Origin of the sequence: Acetivibrio sp. MSJd-27 (assembly GCF_018918095.1) — a bacterium.
Lineage (GTDB): Bacteria > Bacillota > Clostridia > UMGS1840 > HGM11507 > HGM11507.
Genome location: NZ_JAHLPV010000007.1, coordinates 61,684 through 79,070 on the forward strand (window position 1 = coordinate 61,684; position 17,387 = coordinate 79,070).

At 46.5% G+C, this 17,387-nt stretch carries 16 protein-coding genes and 1 riboswitch; of the genes, 9 read left to right on the forward strand and 7 right to left on the reverse strand.

Annotation, left to right across the window (positions count from 1 at the left end):
• Positions 1–24: 24 nt before the first annotated feature.
• Both KQI32_RS04235 and KQI32_RS04240 read right to left on the reverse strand, forming a co-directional pair.
• Positions 25–993: a hypothetical protein gene (locus KQI32_RS04235; RefSeq protein WP_216424100.1), complete on the reverse strand. Its 969-nt coding sequence runs from the start codon at positions 991–993 to the stop codon at positions 25–27.
• Positions 983–1,474 (reverse strand): sigma-70 family RNA polymerase sigma factor, encoded by a 492-nt coding sequence (locus KQI32_RS04240; RefSeq protein WP_253291050.1) that lies wholly within the window; start codon positions 1,472–1,474, stop codon positions 983–985. The genes KQI32_RS04235 and KQI32_RS04240 overlap by 11 nt, the downstream gene beginning before the upstream one ends.
• A 413-nt stretch (positions 1,475–1,887) precedes the next feature.
• On the opposite strand from KQI32_RS04240, the gene KQI32_RS04245 reads away from it, so the two are divergent.
• Both KQI32_RS04245 and KQI32_RS04250 read left to right on the forward strand, forming a co-directional pair.
• Positions 1,888–2,262, forward strand: coding sequence for a BlaI/MecI/CopY family transcriptional regulator (locus KQI32_RS04245; protein ID WP_177691064.1), 375 nt, complete (start codon positions 1,888–1,890; stop codon positions 2,260–2,262).
• Positions 2,263–4,365, forward strand: a complete 2,103-nt coding sequence (locus KQI32_RS04250; RefSeq protein WP_177691062.1) for a M56 family metallopeptidase — start codon at positions 2,263–2,265, stop codon at positions 4,363–4,365.
• A 312-nt stretch (positions 4,366–4,677) separates the two neighbouring features.
• Here KQI32_RS04250 and KQI32_RS04255 read toward each other — a convergent pair whose 3' ends face one another.
• From KQI32_RS04255 to trmB, 4 genes are read right to left on the reverse strand one after another with little or no spacing between them, the layout of a single operon-like run.
• A complete protein-coding gene (locus KQI32_RS04255) occupies positions 4,678–5,184 on the reverse strand; it encodes a serine O-acetyltransferase (RefSeq protein WP_177691060.1) in 507 nt (168 codons plus the stop codon).
• A 16-nt stretch (positions 5,185–5,200) separates the two neighbouring features.
• Positions 5,201–5,332, reverse strand: coding sequence for a hypothetical protein (locus tag KQI32_RS13530; RefSeq protein WP_256443633.1), 132 nt, complete (start codon positions 5,330–5,332; stop codon positions 5,201–5,203).
• A gap of 33 nt (positions 5,333–5,365) precedes the next feature.
• Positions 5,366–6,502, reverse strand: a complete 1,137-nt coding sequence (locus tag KQI32_RS04260) for an S-layer homology domain-containing protein (protein ID WP_216424101.1) — start codon at positions 6,500–6,502, stop codon at positions 5,366–5,368.
• Between the two features lie 2 nt (positions 6,503–6,504).
• On the reverse strand, positions 6,505–7,158 hold the full coding sequence (gene trmB, locus KQI32_RS04265) for a tRNA (guanosine(46)-N7)-methyltransferase TrmB (RefSeq protein WP_177691056.1): 654 nt from the start codon (positions 7,156–7,158) through the stop codon (positions 6,505–6,507).
• Between the two features lie 266 nt (positions 7,159–7,424).
• On the opposite strand from trmB, the gene KQI32_RS04270 reads away from it, so the two are divergent.
• The 3 genes from KQI32_RS04270 to KQI32_RS04280 all read left to right on the forward strand — a co-directional run bounded on the left by KQI32_RS04270 (position 7,425) and on the right by KQI32_RS04280 (position 10,531).
• Positions 7,425–8,378, forward strand: a complete 954-nt coding sequence (locus tag KQI32_RS04270) for an AraC family transcriptional regulator (protein ID WP_216424102.1) — start codon at positions 7,425–7,427, stop codon at positions 8,376–8,378.
• Positions 8,311–9,627, forward strand: coding sequence for a glycoside hydrolase family 30 beta sandwich domain-containing protein (locus KQI32_RS04275; RefSeq protein ID WP_216424103.1), 1,317 nt, complete (start codon positions 8,311–8,313; stop codon positions 9,625–9,627). The genes KQI32_RS04270 and KQI32_RS04275 overlap by 68 nt, the downstream gene beginning before the upstream one ends.
• 50 nt (positions 9,628–9,677) lie before the next feature.
• Positions 9,678–9,812: riboswitch (FMN riboswitch) on the forward strand.
• A 104-nt stretch (positions 9,813–9,916) separates the two neighbouring features.
• Positions 9,917–10,531, forward strand: coding sequence for an ECF transporter S component (locus KQI32_RS04280; RefSeq protein WP_216424104.1), 615 nt, complete (start codon positions 9,917–9,919; stop codon positions 10,529–10,531).
• Between the two features lie 89 nt (positions 10,532–10,620).
• On the opposite strand, the gene rd is transcribed toward KQI32_RS04280, so the two are convergent.
• On the reverse strand, positions 10,621–10,782 hold the full coding sequence (rd, locus tag KQI32_RS04285; RefSeq protein WP_177691048.1) for a rubredoxin: 162 nt from the start codon (positions 10,780–10,782) through the stop codon (positions 10,621–10,623).
• Between the two features lie 263 nt (positions 10,783–11,045).
• On the opposite strand from rd, the gene KQI32_RS04290 reads away from it, so the two are divergent.
• The 4 genes from KQI32_RS04290 (at position 11,046) to thiI (ending at position 17,324) form a co-directional block, all read left to right on the forward strand.
• Positions 11,046–11,495 carry a nucleoside deaminase gene (locus tag KQI32_RS04290; RefSeq protein ID WP_216424105.1) on the forward strand — a complete coding sequence of 150 codons (450 nt, stop codon included), beginning with the start codon at positions 11,046–11,048 and terminating at the stop codon, positions 11,493–11,495.
• A gap of 711 nt (positions 11,496–12,206) precedes the next feature.
• Complete coding sequence (locus KQI32_RS04295; protein WP_216424106.1) at positions 12,207–14,240, forward strand: copper amine oxidase N-terminal domain-containing protein; 2,034 nt, start codon at positions 12,207–12,209, stop codon at positions 14,238–14,240.
• A 301-nt stretch (positions 14,241–14,541) separates the two neighbouring features.
• Positions 14,542–15,693 (forward strand): cysteine desulfurase family protein, encoded by a 1,152-nt coding sequence (locus tag KQI32_RS04300; RefSeq protein WP_216424107.1) that lies wholly within the window; start codon positions 14,542–14,544, stop codon positions 15,691–15,693.
• Positions 15,694–16,136: 443 nt separating this feature from the next.
• Positions 16,137–17,324, forward strand: a complete 1,188-nt coding sequence (gene thiI, locus KQI32_RS04305) for a tRNA uracil 4-sulfurtransferase ThiI (protein WP_216424108.1) — start codon at positions 16,137–16,139, stop codon at positions 17,322–17,324.
• Positions 17,325–17,387: the final 63 nt, after the last annotated feature.

A 17,387-nucleotide genomic window follows, 5' to 3' on the forward strand; every position in this document is an offset into this window, starting at 1 on the left:
CCTTGGCTTTCCAAATGGAGCCGCTTATTCAGCGAGCTCTTCGATCGTAAGCTGTTTTGATGAAAAGTGATACGTAATTGCCGCCGGAACAACAATTTCTGCGCCATTATAGCTTAAATCTGCCTGAAAGGATAGGATATCGTTGGACAGCCAAGAGATATCCTTCGGGTTCAGACCAGTGTAATTCTCGTGGTCGATGCGTTCCCAGACGGTTAGCTGCCTGTCCTGTGCGAGACGCAGACGGGCAGAATCGATCAGCTCGGGACTGACCGTTGTTCTGGCGGAATCGAAAATGACCAGGTAGCTGCTTTTATTGGAGCAAGTGGAAACTGCGAAAAGCTTTCCGTCCGGGGAAGGAATAATAGAGGTAATATACATATTTGGTTCCTGAAAGGAATAAAATTTGCTGAGAATACCGTCTTTTATCATCCATATTTCATTGTGGCTTCCATAATCGGAATAGTCGGGGAAAAGGGTAAAAATTTTAACCTCTTCGTCCAAATGATAAATGTTGGGGTTGTCATAGGTTTTGTTCAGAATGCTCAGCGCCAAAGAAGCGGCCTGTTTCAGCTTTTGTTCCGGATTGTCCAGGAAAGGGGAAATGGCTTTGACGGCCTTTTGCCGGATGGGTTCTTCGTTATAATATTCTACCAGCTTATTGATGGAAAAGTATTGTTCATAGATATCGTCCGATTCCAACCCTTTCAGATAAATATCCGGTCCATACTGCTGCGCTTGCGCATCTGCCATCGCCATTTTTTCGATGGACAGATAGCGCAGGTAAAACTCCATGGTGTAATTTTGCACGGCATTGGCGGCCAAGGCTGTGACCGCCAGCACGATACAAAGGCAGGCGGCACCCATGGCAATCATTGGGCGGATATGTTTTTTGCCTTGGTATGAAACCTTCCTCCGGATGCTGTCTTTCAGCGTGCCGCTCATATGCATTTCACGCAATGCGGAGTCAATCGTCTCTTTTATTTTATTGTTCAAGTTCATTCTCTCCTTCCAATTGGATTTTCAGCTGCTCCCGCGCCCTTTTCAGACGGATGGATACCGTAGATTCCGGAATGTACAGAATGTCAGAGATTTCCCGTATTTTCAGTTCCTGATAATAATAGAGAAGCAATACTTCTTTGTATTTCGGCGGCAGATTTAAAATGCGGGGCAGAAGGTCATCCTCCTCTGGAAATTCTTCTGCGGACAGGGAATCCAAAAGCACGGGGGATGGCACCACTCTTCTCAGCCAGCCCGTGCGCAAGTAATTTTTACAGACATTGATCGCAATCCGCATCACCCAGGTTTTTTCAGATGATTTTCCCTGAAATCCGTGATAGCTTTTGTAAATTTTAAGGAAAGTGTCCTGCACAGCGTCCTCCGCGAGATGATAGTCCTTAAGATACAGGTAACTCATCCGCAGAAGGGCGTCTCCGTATTGCTCCATGATTCTTTCCATATCGGTGAACGGTTCCAAGTTTCTCCCCCCTTTCTGATGCTTAGACACAGCTTGGATTAGAATTCTTTCAAAATACACAAATTTTTTTCATGAGAAATGATGCGGATGGAATCGTAATTGCCTATTTTAAAAACAGCAAGCAATGCGGGCTTATGTTTTTCTGTTATTTCTATGAAAAGTGTAGCATGAAAATGGCGCGCTGGCAACTTTTGTTTCATAAAAAGCCAATTCGCAATACAGGCAGTTTTAACGATTCGGAAGCATCTTAAAATAATTCAAAAAGTACTTGACAATTTCATTATACATTTGTATAATGAAATTAGCTTATACAAATGTATAAAAAGAATTAAATGCTTGTGCGGACGGAAGGATATTTTCGAGAAAAAATGGAAGCAAACGCTTCCCGACTGATTGAAAGAGGAGTGAAAAGAATGACAAAATTGCAAAAGCTTCCTGAAACGGAGCTTCTGGTGATGCAGATTATCTGGAAAAACGGGAAAAGCGCCAATTCCGATATCATTGTGGGGGAATTCAACAAGCAAAAATCCTGGGAGCGCTCCGCTGTTTTAACGCTGTTGAAACGGCTGGAGGGGAAAGGCTTTGTGACCAGCGGCAAGGAGGGAAAACGCAATGTTTACACGCCTGCTGTTTCGGAAAAAGAATATCTGGAATTTGAAAGCAAGAGTTTTTTGGAGAAAGTGTGTGGGAACTCTGTAAAAAAACTGATTGCTTCCCTCTATCAGGGTAACAATCTTTCCAAAGAGGACTTGGAAGAACTGAAACAATTTATCGAGGAGGCGGAATAGATGCTCGGCAATATTTTCAGCATATCCCTCTCTATGTCAGTGGTGATAGCGGGTTTGCTTGTGTTGTCCCCCCTGCTGGGGAAGAGGTACGCCGCGAAATGGAGATATTTTGTCTGGCTCGCCGTGGCGGTACGGCTGTTGATCCCCATCCATTTTTCACTGCCGGAGGCGCCTGTGAGAATACCCGTGGTATCGAATACTGCCATTCAGGAAATGCAGGGGGAAGCTTTTTCGCCTGCGGCTCCTTCCAAGATACCCACGGTTACACCTGCCGCGGATCCGCCCAAATCGATTTCCTTGCAGGATATGCTTTTTATCCTTTGGGCAGCAGGCGCGGCTCTCTTTCTTTTGCGGCATCTGGCCGGTTACGTTCTTTTCCGAAGAAGAATCCGGCCATGGTGCGTCAGTGCCGGGGAAGGCAATCCGCCGGTTAAAATATGCAGGAAGATAAAAAGCCCCATGCTGGTTGGTTTTGTCCGGCCGGTGATTTTGCTTCCCGATAAGGAATACGGCGAGGAGGAGCTTGCCATTATCCTGTCTCATGAGACGGCTCACTATAAGCGGAAGGATATATGGTATAAGCTGCTGCTGATTGCCGCCAACGCGGTGCATTGGTTCAATCCTCTGGTGTATGCAATGACTCGTTTTGCCAACCAAGATCTGGAGTTTTCCTGTGATGATATGGTGACGGAAAACCGTGATCTGGCATTCCGGAAGACTTACTCCCGAACCATTCTTCAAGCCGTTCAGAATGAAAGAGCAACCTCGCTTTCCACCTGCTTGAAAGGAGGAAAAAGAGAGATGAAAAAACGTTTTGCAAATATTCTCAGCAAGGACAAAAAGAAAACCGGAGCCTTTCTGCTTGCGGTTGTGCTGCTTATCACGCTGACGATCGGTGCTTTTGTCGCCTGCGGCGGCAATCCGGTTGTTTATCAGAACAGAGCCTTGGGTTTTTCTATGGAAATCCCCGGAGATTGGGAGGGGCGGTATGAAATTGAGGAAAACGGTGAGACCGTAACGGTATATCACAAGGCGATCCGGGAAACCTATGGCGACGGTATGGGCGACCTGTTTTATATCCAGCGGATGGAAGGCTCCCCGTCGGACGAGGAGGCAAACGAGCCCGGCGGACGAACGGTCGTGCTCCGTGAGAACGGATATACCTACGTTTTCGGAATTCCGACCGACGTGCGCCATCCGGCGTGGGAAGGCGGAGACACAGCGCTGAGCAATGAGTATCTTCAAATGAGCAAAACGGCATCGCGCACGGTGAAAAACAGTGTCAAAGGGATTGCGCCGGACGGTTCCGTGCCTGCCAGTGACATAACCAGACTGTATGAATATAAGGGAACTTATACAGGCGACAACGTAGGGGTAATGAATATTGTCGGTATGCTTGATTTTGTCGGAATTCCGGTAGACACCATTCAGCTGCAAACAGACCACAAGCCATATGGTATTACCGTAAACTATAAAGTAGACAGCAGAGCGGACTATCGTTTTCTCAATTATAGGGGCTTTGAACAGACCATGGCGGTTCTGTTCGCCCTGATACCGAACGCGGATGAAATCCGGTGCGTTGTTTATGACAATTACTCGGATTTGGATGATCCGGACACCGCTTTTGCAGGTGCTTATGGGGGAAGAACACTGCTCCATGAAAGGAGCGGAATGGAGGCCTTTACCGAGGAAGCCATCCGAAGCGCGGCGGAGACATTGGAAAGCTTCACGGACTATTTCCATAGGGTATCCGAACTGCCGCCGTATCGGAACGAGGGCGGCAACGCAATGCAGACCGCCAAATATGCGGTGATTGGGAATGACTGTGAATTTGTGATAAACAGTATACTGACTCGGCGTGTGGTTGTCACGGATGAATTGCTGAATCAGCTTTCTCTTCGCGAATGGATTCCAGAGAGCAATCCTATTTTTACAGATTATATGGGAAAGGAACTGGAGTTTCAGACACAGGACGTCCGGAATTTCAAGACAGGGGAGCTGAGCACCTATCTGTTTGTGTTTGACGGGAACCGCTTGATTGCGCATGGAAAGATAAGAACCGCTGAGGAAGGCAGAATAATTTTGGAATTTATTCGGAATTAGCAATATACCAATATGGAAAAAGAAAACACTTGCCGAAACGTTTCTTGTTTTCGGCAAGTGTTTTTATAGTGTTTCTCTTTATTTATACATGAGCAAGCAAAGGAAATATCGACGGATTGGTTTTGTGGAGCAAGCCCGAAAAAATCCATCTGATTTCTGTCTCTGGAGCCGATTGCAGAATGTTCTGCATAGGAACGCCTGCATTCCCGAAAATATCATAATTAACATGGTTAAAGCAGTTTACAATCACACTATCCGCTTTCCTGGGATAACAAATAAGCAATATCATGTTCTCTGGGTAAGAGAAAAATGTCAGTTTATGATCTTATTCGTAACGTTTTTTATCTTAGCAGGTATGCCAACCGCTGTTGAAAACTCCGGTACATCACATAATACTACTGCATTAGCACCGATTTTAGCGCCTTTTCCTATTTTAATTGGACCCAGTATTTTTGCTCCAGCCCCAATAAATACGTCATCTTCAATAACAGGAGAGCCTTTTTTATTGTTAACAACACCTATGGTCGTTTGATGATAAATTGTTACATTATTATGTATGACTGTGCCGCCGCTGATTATAACGCCATTTGCTCCGTGTACAAAATTGACCCCTTTTCCGATTTTGCATTCTGGAGCAATTTCTGCATGAGCAAATATTCGGACAAACACAATATCCAAAACATAATAAAGAAACCATAAGATATGTCTTAACCCTGGAATTTTTATTTTATAGTATATAAAGTTTCCTATTCGATAAATACAAAAAGCTTGTATGCCGATTATTCCCATAGTTCTTAGCTTATTTATAAAGCGTCTCATATAAATCTCCGTTCTACTATTTACAATATGTCTGACAGGCGGTCAAGACTTTATTCGTCAAAAACTTGGAGAGTTGTACTTCGGATTGGTCATACTGTTCCAAGCCGCAGATATATGCAATGCTATTGACAACACCAAGAGTCTGCATACGGTTTTCTCCGCTGTTATGATGATAGGATTTTTACTGATTCAGCCAGTCCAAAAATGCATCAATGGTATAAGTAAAGGCGACATCCACCTGAGCGTCTTTTTGAATCAGAAATTCTGACAGGCCGTATTCTTTTCCATTATAGGCCCAGTCATACGTATAGCCTAGTCTGGTCCAGGGATAGGCGCTTTCCTCGTAGGACCATTTCGTGTTCCCCTCAAACCAGGAAAGAAAAGCAGGGGATGGCTGTATGGCGAAGTGATCTGTCATCACGGATTTTGAGATGTCCGGTTCGTAGGCTGGGCGGATCAAATTCTCGGGGGAAACCCAAAAGCCGCTCACATGGGTATAACTGGAATCCAGAGGGAGACCAATCAACTGTTTGAACCGCAGGGGCCAATTGAAAACCCCCTCTTTGTTAGCGCGGTACCAGGCTTTGATTTCCTTATCGGTAAAGGTCCACACTTCCCCCCATTTCAGGGTGACGGAAGTGCCCTCCGGATAACTGTCGGGATATTTGTGCATAGAGAGCATCAGAACTTTCCCTTCTTCATTCCAGGTGACGTCGGGACTGTTTTCCGCTACCGAAACCACAGGGAGGATTTCTTCCGGTTCAATGGTTTTCGCGTCTTCCACCGCCGCGGCATACAGACCGCTTGCTATTTGAGCGGAAAAGCTCCCGATGATATTTTTTGTCTCTTCCTCGGTGATGGGGGACTGCGGGCAGAAAGCACTGCCAACCGGGGGAATAACCTGTTTTAAGGTGCAAAATGCAACCGCTTCGCCTGCCCAATGGCTGACGCTTTCCAAATCGGAGTAATCCAGATGAATCATCCAGGCACCCTGAGGTCCTTGCTTTGCATATTGATAGGTGCGCAGGAGCATAACCGCTGCTTCTTCCCGGGTGATAGGGGATTCCGGCGAAAAAAGATTATTTCCGCTGCCCTGGACAATACGGTTCTGCCGCGCCCAGCTGACGTAGGGCGCATAGCCTTTTTCCATGCTGACATCGTCAAATGGCATTTCCTGATAAAGGGATGGGCGAATGGCAAAAAATTGTCCTAAATTCATCACAAATTCTGCTCTGGAGACGGTTTCCTCTGCCGCGGCAGGGATATAGCCAAAGACGATAACAAGTGCCAGCAGAAGGGAAAGCGTTTTTTTCTTCATTTTTATTCCTCCTCATTTTGCCGGAAGATGACTTCACAGCGGTATATGGGCATTCCCTGTTCTGCAAACAAGGTCTCATACTCCGTCATGACATTTTCTTCAAAACGGCTGTTATGCAAATCGAATGTAATATTTCTCATTTTCAGATCACAATCCGCAAACTCATTGAGGGAGAACTCAAATAATTTTCGGTTATCCGTCTTAAAATGCAGTTCTCCTCCCGGGATCAGGATCCGCTCATAAATGGCAAGAAAATCCCGGTAGGTCAAACGGCGTTTTTTCTGCCCAGATTTTTTCCAGGGATCGCTGAAGTTTAAATACAGCCGCTCAAAACTGTGATCTTTCATAGAATCGGACAGGATTTTTGCATCCCCAATGATAAATTTGACATTGGTAAGTCCCGCTTCCTTGACCTTTTCCATAGCCATCAGAATCACGTCCGGGCATTTTTCAATTGCCACGAAGTTAATGTTGGGATATTTTTGCCCCATCTGTGTGATGAATTTCCCTTTCCCACAGCCGATTTCGATATGAATTGGTCCTGGATTCGGAAAAACGGAGCAGGGATCTTCCCGAAATGCTTCCAAATTTTCAATCTGGTATTCTTTGCAGTTTTCAATCCGGTCCTCACGGTGTTTTTTCTTTCGCATTCTCATGTTGGCAGGTGCCCCCCTTTTTTTCTGTCAAATTCTATTGTACATCAACTGAGCTGTCCTGGCAATCCCCAATTTATCCGATGGCTGTTCTTGTCATAATTTAGACCAAAATAGGTTGAAAAAAGCCAAAAATACAAAATTATTTCAAATAAAATCTTTTTAGAAAACAAAAATTGCAAACTAAAATTGCAATAAAACAAAAAAAGATATTTCTTTTTTTCGCAAAATAAGCTATAGTTAAATGGAAAGATTGCGAGGTGAACTTGATGCAGGCACCGAAGGAAAACAATGTAAAGCAGGGGAGTTATCCCATGCAGGTGTATCTCCAAGGGACAGGGGATTACCGGTTTCATTCAGAGCCTCACTGGCATGAATATATGGAAATGATTTATGTGGTGAAAGGCCGGGCACAAGCAGCGATCGGCGGTGAACGGTTTGAACTGAGTCAGAACGACATTATTTTTGTGCGCAGCAAGGCGATTCACTATACGGATGACTTGATGCCGGGCGAAACGCTTTGTTTTGTCGTGTGCTTTTATCCGGAGATGATCAAGTCCACCTATTGCAGTTCCATGGAAGTGCAGTATGTCAATCAGTTTTTGGGATGCTTCAACAACGGCAGGGAATACAGAATCAGCCGCGGAACCGGCGCTGAGAATGAATTGGAGACTATTTTAAAACGGATGTATGAGGTTTACAAGGCGGGCTTAATCGGATATGAGCTTGATGTGAAAGGGTATTTTTATCAGATGGTTTCCGCCATGCTTCGCAACGGATACATCAGCGTGAACCAAAACCCTGCGGAAAAAGATTATTCCAAGCCGTTTAACAAGGTGCTGGAATACATTGACAATCACTACATGGAAGATCTGGATCTGACGCTTTTGTCCAATAAAATGGACTTCAGCTACCATTATTTTTCCAAGCTGTTCAAGCGGATTGTAGGAAAAAGCTATAAACAGTATCTGGACTATGTCCGGGTGACCGCGGCAGAGCGCTTTATTCTGGACGAGGATATGAATATCTCAGAGGCGGCAAACAGTGTTGGCATCAAGGATATCACCTGTTTTTACCGTATCTACAAGCGCGTCCGGGGTTACTCGCCCAGCGATTTTAAACGTTCCGTCAAAAAAATGAAAAAGGAGAATGAAAATGAAAGTTTTTCTGACAGCCAAAGACAGCGATCTGCGCCTGACACAGACAGCGGATCTGTCCTTTGAAAAGAACCCCTCTGAGATGGAAGTCATCAATGTGCATGACGACCTGGAATTTCAGACCATAAAGGGATTTGGAGGAGCTTTTACCGAATCCTTTTGCTATACCATGTCCAAAATGTCGGAAGAAAACCGCAATAAGGTATTAAACGCTTATTTTGGTCCGGATGGAATCGGATATTCCGTGGGCAGGGTACATATGGGAAGCTGTGATTTTTCAACCGGGCATTATTCGTGTATTGAAGAAGGGGACATGGATCTGTCCACCTTCCACATTGAACGGGATAAAAAATGGATCCTTCCCACTCTGAAAAAAGCAATGGAGATAAACGGCGCCCCCTTGAAAATGCTGGTTTCTCCCTGGAGCCCGCCGGCACATTTCAAGACCAATAAAGACCGCAATCACGGCGGAAAATTGCTGGATGAATGCAAAAAAGCCTGGGCGGAGCACTATGTGAAATTCATTGATGCATATTGGAAGGAAGGCGTGCCGATCTGGGCGGTGACCGTTCAGAATGAACCGGCCGCGACGCAGACTTGGGATTCCTGCGTCTATACAGCCGAGGAGGAAGGTCTTTTTGTGCGGGATTACCTTTATCCGGCTCTGAAAAACAGCCCTTATCTGAACACAAAAATATTCATTTGGGATCACAATAAAGTAATGGCTTACGAGCGGGCGAGGGATACCCTTAAAATTGCAGACGGTCTGGTGGACGGCGTGGGTGTGCACTGGTACGGCGGCGATCATTTTGAAGCCCTTGACTTCATCAGCCGTCAATATCCGGACAAAGAGCTGGTGTTTACGGAGGGCTGTCAGGAGGAAGCGGAACAATTTCTGGGCAAGTGGTGCGTCGGGGAGCGGTACGCTCATGATATCATCGGCAATATGAATCACAATCTGACCACCTTCCTGGACTGGAATCTGGCACTTGATGAAAAGGGCGGCCCGAACCATGTGGGAAATTACTGCAGTGCTCCGATCATTCTGGATACGGCGAAAGATGAAATTTCTTTTGAGAATTCCTATTACTATATCGGACACTTTTCAAAATTTATCCGTCCGGGGGCGAAGCGCTTGGGAACCAGCCGGTATACTGAGAAAATCGATGCTTTGGCTGTGAGAAACCCAGACGGCGGTATTGTTCTGGTGGTGCTGAACCGGGAGGAGAAGAAGATGCCGGTCAATATTGTCTATCACAGAGAACAGGCGAGCATGGAGATGCCGCCGCGTTCCATTGCGACATTTTTGTTTTAATTTTTGTTGACAACAGAAAATTTTGGAGTATAATAAAAAGAGAAATGATATGTTTGTTTCGGGGCGAGGTGAAATTCCTCACTGGTGGTGATCCGGTTTTTCCGGCAAGTCCACGACCCGCTTTTTGCGGCTGAGCTGGTGTGAATCCAGAACCAACGGTACAGTCCGGATAAAAGAAGCAAAATGCATATTTTTGAAATACGCATTGATTCGCCCTGGGTTATACCCGGGGCGTTTTTATTTGCCGGAAGACATACCGTTTCAAATATAGAAAAGTGAGGTATGTTTTATGAAACAAAAAAAGAGAAGAGTGAATGTCAGAAAAATAACTATGACAGCCATTCTCGGTGCAATGGCATCGGTACTGATGTTTTTAAGTTTTGGAGTACCATTGATGCCAAGCTTTATTAAACTGGATTTTTCGGAACTTCCAGCTTTGATTGCATCGTTTGCCCTAGGACCAATTTCCGGTATTGTAGTCTGTCTAGTCAAAAATCTGGTGAATTTGATGTTTTCTACTACGGGTGGTGTTGGAGAACTCTCTAATTTCATTTTGGGGGTATGTTTTGTTGCTCCGGCAGGAATGATATACAAAAAAATGAATAATCGGAAAGGAGCGTTGATAGGTTCACTTTGTGGGGCAGTCAGCATGGCTGTTTTAAGCGCTTTTTCTAATTATTCTATTGTTTATCCCATTTATATGCAGTTTATGCCTCTGGAAACTATAATGGGTATGTATCAAATGATAAATCCAAGAGTAGAAACACTTTGGCAAGCTTTATGGGTTTTTAATGTACCATTTACTTTTATCAAAGGATTATTAAATATGATAATCAGCTTTGCCGTATATAAGCATATTTCGCCCTTTTTAAAAGGAGATAAAGAAAAATACAGGAAAAAATAATAAAAAAGCACTCCGTCTGCAAAACATGTTATCACATGGATTCACAGAGGAGTGCTTTTTAAAACCGAGCCGTTTTCTTTTCGAGAAACTTACTCTTCTTCTGCAAAAGATTCTTTGCCTACGCCGCACAGCGGGCAGGTGAAATCATCCGGCAGATCCTCGAATTTTGTGCCGGGAGCGATCCCCAGAGATTCGTCTCCCAAAGCTTCATCGTAGACATAGCCGCAAACTTCGCAAACATACTTTTTCATTTTACATTCCTCCTATTGTTTATCGCAAGATGGGGGGATATTTCCCTTCTCTTGTTCTTCTGCTTTTTGTTTTCTTATATTTATTATAATCAATTCTGCTGTTTTTACAAGAGAAAACCGCTAAATTTTTCAAAATGATGGGAAAGAACCGAAAACATTCCTTTGCATGGATATGGTTTGTATGTTTTTTAGAACGATTGACGAAATCCCCCTTTTCCTGTAAGATGGAAGAGAGGATGAAAAAGAAGCTGGGAGGAAGAAGCATGAAATATATGCAGATGGCGCTGGAAGAGGCAAAAAAAGCGGCGCGGATAGGGGAGATCCCCGTAGGCGCAGTCATCGTAAAGGGAGATGAAGTGATTGCATCCGGGTATAATCTGCGGGAAACGAAGCAAAACGCGCTTTGCCATGCAGAAGTCCTGGCGATTGAAGAGGCATGTGAAAAGCTTGGAAGCTGGCGGCTGACGGACTGCGATCTCTATGTCACGCTGGAGCCCTGCCTGATGTGCACCGGAGCCATCTTAAACGCCCGACTCAGGCGGGTTTACTTTGGCGCCTATGACGACAAAATGGGGTCGCTTGCCGGGGGGAACACCCTGTTTCAGGATTACTGCTTTCAGACACCGGTTGAGGTGTACGGGGGAATGATGGAACAAGAATGCCTTGCCCTGCTGAAAGCGTTTTTCGCCCATGCCAGGGGAGAACTTCTTTGAAATACACTCCTCAAAGAAAGAGACGAAGTGCGGGATTTCCTTTCTGGAAATTTCCTGCACTTTTTTCATTCGGACGAAAAATGGAATCAAAAATCCAAAGCAATCATAAAGCGGATTCTTAACAGCATAGATACATAAGATCCCGCATATGGAAAAGATTTCTGATAAAATTACCAAATAAAAATAGAAAATCCAAAATAATAGGAAATTATAGAATATTATTGAAATAGTTCCAATGATAGTATATAATAGTGCTAAACGTAAAGCGAGAGATTCCTGCGAAAAAAAGCAGGGCTTTCTTTTTCAGCGTCAGCCCGGCGGCTTCGCTGAAAATGCGTAAGAATAGGGGAATTCATAAGCATTCGGGCGCGAAACCCATATGGGATACGACTCTCTAATGCTTAAGCATTAGAGAGTGAAACACAATATGGTTTTCACAGGCCAATTTTCCGCAATCCTGCGTCAAAATGCTCGCGCATACGTCAGTATTCCCTGCGCAATTTCCTTGTCTTACGAAAAATTAGCTCTGTGGAAACTCTGCGACCCTGCACGCAGGAAAATTTTCGTCTTTTCGGTGCGCAAGGGTGCAGCAAGGCTGACGCCTTGCAAGACCGGCAATCCAAAAAGGCGGGAATTTAACAAGTGCAGGGCATATGGGGTTCCACTTTCTAATGCTTTATGAGAACAACACAAAAAGAAAAGGAGAAGAGTATGAAAAAAATCATCAGTGTGGCTTTGGCGGGATTGCTGACATTTTCAGCTGTGGGAGCGGCGGCGCCGCAGCAAACGGTGTATCCGGATTTTGTAAATCTGCCGATGTATGCAAGAGCTTTGGACAAGGCGCCGGTTTCTGTACCGGCAGAACCTGCACGGGGAGCGATAACCGTATCGACCGTGGACAATGTTGAGACAGAGATCACATTCCGCATTGGGGATGATACCCTTCGTATCAACGGAAAAGACGTGACAGTTGTTGCTCCCTATGAGGAGGACGGGACAACTTTAGTGCCCCTGCGCGTGATATCCGAGGCCTTCGATGCAAAAGTTGATTGGGAAGGTACGGAAGAGAAAATTACGCTGACCTATGACGGTGTCGTGATTGAGATATGGATTGGGCGGCTGGACGCTTATATCAACGGAAAACAGAGCACAATGCTCAAGGCACCTGTCCTGAAAAACGATACCACGATGGTTCCTCTTCGATTTATCAGTGAGAATTTCGGCTCTCTCGTCTCTTACGACGACGCAACGGCTCGGGTCACGGTCCGCAAGCTGGCGGTTTGTCCGCTAAGTACGGTGAATTACGGCGCAGTGATCAACAGCGGAAAAGAATATGTCGGGGACAGTTATCTGAATTGGTATACAAAAATGCCGGAAAATTACCGGCTTACTTACCGGAGTTTTGACGGGACGGTCTACCATTTCTCTGACGGTTCAAACGCAAGCGTCCGGGTTGACGCCGATTCTTTGGGGGAGGAAACACTGGACACCATATACAAAAAGACCCAGGACTCCTACAAGGATAAAACCATTATGGATAAGACAGACGCCTCCTTTAACGGCAGGAATTTTAAAACCCTGACCGTGGTCGGGGAAAGTGTGTATACGAAGGTTTATCTGACCGCGCTGGACAACCGTTATTATATGGTGACAGTGAACGCGGGAAGCCAGGAGACCTTCACGGCGAACAAGGCTGCCTTTGAGGGGATTCTGGAAAACCTGAAGCTGGGAAGCTTCAACAAAGAAGCCGCCGCCGACTACAGCAACGTGGATGTTCAGAATTTCAGAGAGTACCGCAACAAGGCAAACGGCCTTTCCATGAAGGTGCCGGCGGACTGGAAGCTGGAGAACGAAACCGATCATTCCAGAGTAAACTTTTCCTGGGAGAAAGGGGACAACCGGGTTGGCATCTATTTTTCCGCCGATAAAAACACCGAGAAATACAGCCCGGCAACTCTGCAGAACAGCATCAAGCCTTCTCTGGTTGGAATGTTCAATGAAAAGTACGTCACGGTGAACGACAGCGGGAATTTTGAGCAGGGCGATGTGAAAGGTGCAAAACTCAGCTTTGACGCGCAGGCGAGAAACATCTATTTTGGGACGAGAGCGATTCTGGCTGTTTCCGGCGATTATTTTATCAATATGCAGATGATCTCATCCGGAACAAAAAAAGCAGATTTTGATGACAAACAGCTCACTCAGATCTGGAATTCCGTACAGCTTGGAGCAGTGGATCCCAACAAACTTATCATCATTGATGATGGCTCTGACGAGGAACCGACTCTGGGAAAAATGACTCTGCCAAAAACAAAGATATCCTTGGATTTGAGCAGCGGCTGGGAGCAGAAGGAACTGGAAAAATATACGCCTGGAAACGGAAACACGCCCGGGATGTACCACTCCCAGTTTACTTTCTCCAATTTTGCGCTTGACGTGATCACCTATGATATACAGCTGCCCGCTTCACAGGCGAAATCACAGGTTAGCGCGATACAGAACAGTATGAAGGGAAGGGACGGAGTCAAAGACTTTGAATCCCTGGCGGAACAAAAGGTTGGAAACAATACTTACTGGATTTCACAGTATGTTGCGGAATCCGATACCTATGATTTCGCAGTGATGGATGTGATGACCTATTCGGATACCGGAATTCATATTCTGGAGTTTTCTACCCTGGATCTTTTCTGCGGGGACATGTTTGCATACTACTCCGCGAATTTGATAGCAAACGCCGTCTTTGAATAGAAAAAGGATTGTATATTGCCGCACGCAGAAGCGTGCGGCATATTTTATAACATAGGAAATTGCGTGGGATCGTGCGCAATTGCATGTTTCAAAAAACAGCGTGCGAAGCGCGGCTGCGTTTTTCGGAATGAAAAACTTTTTTATTTAAAAAACAATGTGCAAAGCGCGATTGTGCTTTGCAGAATGAAAAACGTTTGATGACTGGTTGAAGTTTTGAATGAATTTGATTTTTCCGCGTTTTCTTTCGGAATTTAGTTGAATATTAAGCTGGATTATTGTAAAATAAAATTTGGTGATTAAAATGTATTATTTGGATAACAGCGCGACCACCCGCCCCTACCTGGAAGTGGTGGAGACGGTGTCGCACAGCTTATATGAAGGGTTTGGAAATCCCTCCTCCCTGCACAGCCTGGGCTTTGCAAGCGAACAGGCGTTAAGGCAGGCGAGGAAAACCATTGCCGCCACCCTGGGTGCGAAGGAAAAGGAAATCACCTTCACTTCCGGCGGGACGGAGGCCAATAACATTGCAATTCTCGGCTATCTCAGGCGCAACCGGAGAAAGGGAAACCATGTGATGGTTTCCGCCGTGGAGCACGCTTCGGTTCTGAATATCTTCCGCCGTCTGGAGGAGGAGGGATACCGTGTTTCCTATATTCCGGTTTCCCGGGAGGGGAGTCTGGACTATGCCTTTGTGGAGCGGGAGCTCTGTGAGGAAACCGCCCTTGTCAGCGTCATGCAGGTAAACAACGAGGTTGGAAGCTGGTTTGACATTCCCCGGATCCGGCGGATTCTGGAGGAGAAGAAATCCGGCGCGGTGCTGCACTGCGACTGTGTGCAGGCTTATGGTAAGATGCCTTTTTCGGTGAAGGAGCTGGGGGCGGATTTGGTGACCGTCAGCGCCCATAAGGTGCATGGACCCAAGGGGGTGGGTGCCCTCTATGTGCGGGAGGGGCTTTTGATGGAGCCGGTGCTGTTCGGCGGCGGACAGGAAAACGGTCTGCGCAACGGAACGGAAAATCTGCCCGGTATCGCCGGCTTTGCCAAAGCGGCGGAGCTTACCATGCGGGATTTGCCCGAAAAAATCGAGAGAATGCGGGAAATACAGCGCTATTTTATCGAGGAGCTTCGGAAGATAAAACGGGTGGAGATCAATACTCCACCGGATAACTGCGCGCCCCATATCGTCAACGCTTCCTTTTTGGGAATCCGGTCGGAGATTCTTCTGCATACGCTGGAGCAGAAAGAGGTCTATGTGTCCAGCGGTTCCGCCTGCGCTTCCAACGACAAAAAGCACAAAAAGGTGCTGGAGGTGATGGGGCATGACCGGGAGCGGGCGGACAGCTCCGTCCGCTTCAGCTTCAGCACCGAAACCACCATGCAGGAGATACGGGAAGCGGCGATAATCATACGGGAGGCCGTGGAGGATTTGCAGAGAAAGCTGCGGATTCGGTGAGTATCCCAGTGCAGAGGGCAAAGAACAAAGTGCATTTTTTCTGTCCTTTGCCCTTCGCAGGGAAGAGGAACTGTTTCGGGACGATGAGGGCATCGTCCCCTACGGCGAATATTCCGGTGGTGTCGTTGTAGGGGAGGGGTTCCAGCCCCTCCCGTCGTAGGGGCCGATGACCACATCGGCCCGCCCGGTATACCATTTACCGTCTACTATTTACTGTAGGGGCGAACTGCGTTCGCCCTCCAATCCCTCAGTCAGCTCCGCTGACAGCTCCCTTTACACAAGGGAGCCTTCGCACACCCTATAGCTTCCCTTGTGTAAGGGAGGGAGACCGCTTGTGGTGAAGGGATTGTCAAACTATGCCCTTTGTTCTCTGTCCTCTGCGCTCTTTGCGGCAGGCGACGGTTTCCATCCTAAAAAATTTAAAACAGAAAAGGAAGAAACACATGAATGATGTGATTATGATCAAATACGGTGAGATTATCTTAAAAGGGCAGAACCGCCCTTTGTTTGAGGAAAAGCTCATCAAGAATATCAAATTTAAAATCAACGGGCTGGGCGAGTACAAAATCAAAAAAATGCAGGCCACCATCTATATCGAGCCGAAGGATCCGTCCTATCCCTATGAGGAGGCAATCGCAAGGCTTCTGACGGTTTTCGGCATTGTGTCGGTCACCCGGGCAAAGCATCTTAAAAAGGATATGGAGCAGGTGAAGGCGGAAGCTCTGCGTTGTATGGAGGCGCTTAGGGGGAAGGTAAAAACCTTCAAGGTGGAATCCAAGCGTTCCGATAAGAAATTCCCTTTAAAATCACCCGACATCAACCAGGAGGTCGGGAATTACCTGTATGATCATTTAAACGGAATCATTGATGTGGATGTGCACCATCCCGAGGCCGTTCTGCGGGTGGAAATCCGGGATGAGGGCGCCTATGTGTATGCCTCCAAGGAGAAGGGACCGGGCGGACTGCCGGTGGGTATCAACGGCAAGGCGGCTTTGCTGCTGTCCGGGGGGATTGACAGCCCCGCGGCGGGATTTTTGATGGCGCGAAGAGGGGTGGAGCTGATCGGCGTCCATTTCCATTCCTATCCCTACACCAGCGAGCGGGCAAAGCAGAAGGTGGTGGATTTGGCAAAGGTGCTGACCCGGTACTGCGATAAATTCAAGCTGTTTGTGGTACCCTTCACCGATATTCAGTTGGAGATCAACGACAAATTCCCCTCCGAGTATATGACGCTGATTATGCGGCGGTATATGATGAAAATTTCCGAGCGGATTGCGGAGCGGGAAGGCGCGAGGGCGCTGGTGACCGGGGAGAGCCTGGGGCAGGTCGCAAGCCAGACCATGTATGCCCTGCATGTCACCAATTCCGCTGTGACCCTGCCGGTGTTCCGTCCTCTGATTGGGCTGGACAAGGAGGATATCGTTGGGATATCCCGCCGGATGGGGGCGTTTGATATCTCCATTCAGCCCTATGAGGATTGCTGCACGGTGTTTACCCCGAAGCATCCGAAAACCAAGCCTATGCTGGACGTGGTGGAGCGCATTGAGGCAAAGGTGGATATGTCGAAAATGGTGGACGAGGCGGTAGAGAATGCGGAAGTGATTGCATTGCAGTATGAAGCGGAAATGTAATTGTATATTTTTCCGATGAAAAACGGGCGAACATAGTTCGCCCCTACAATATAAGAAATAAGG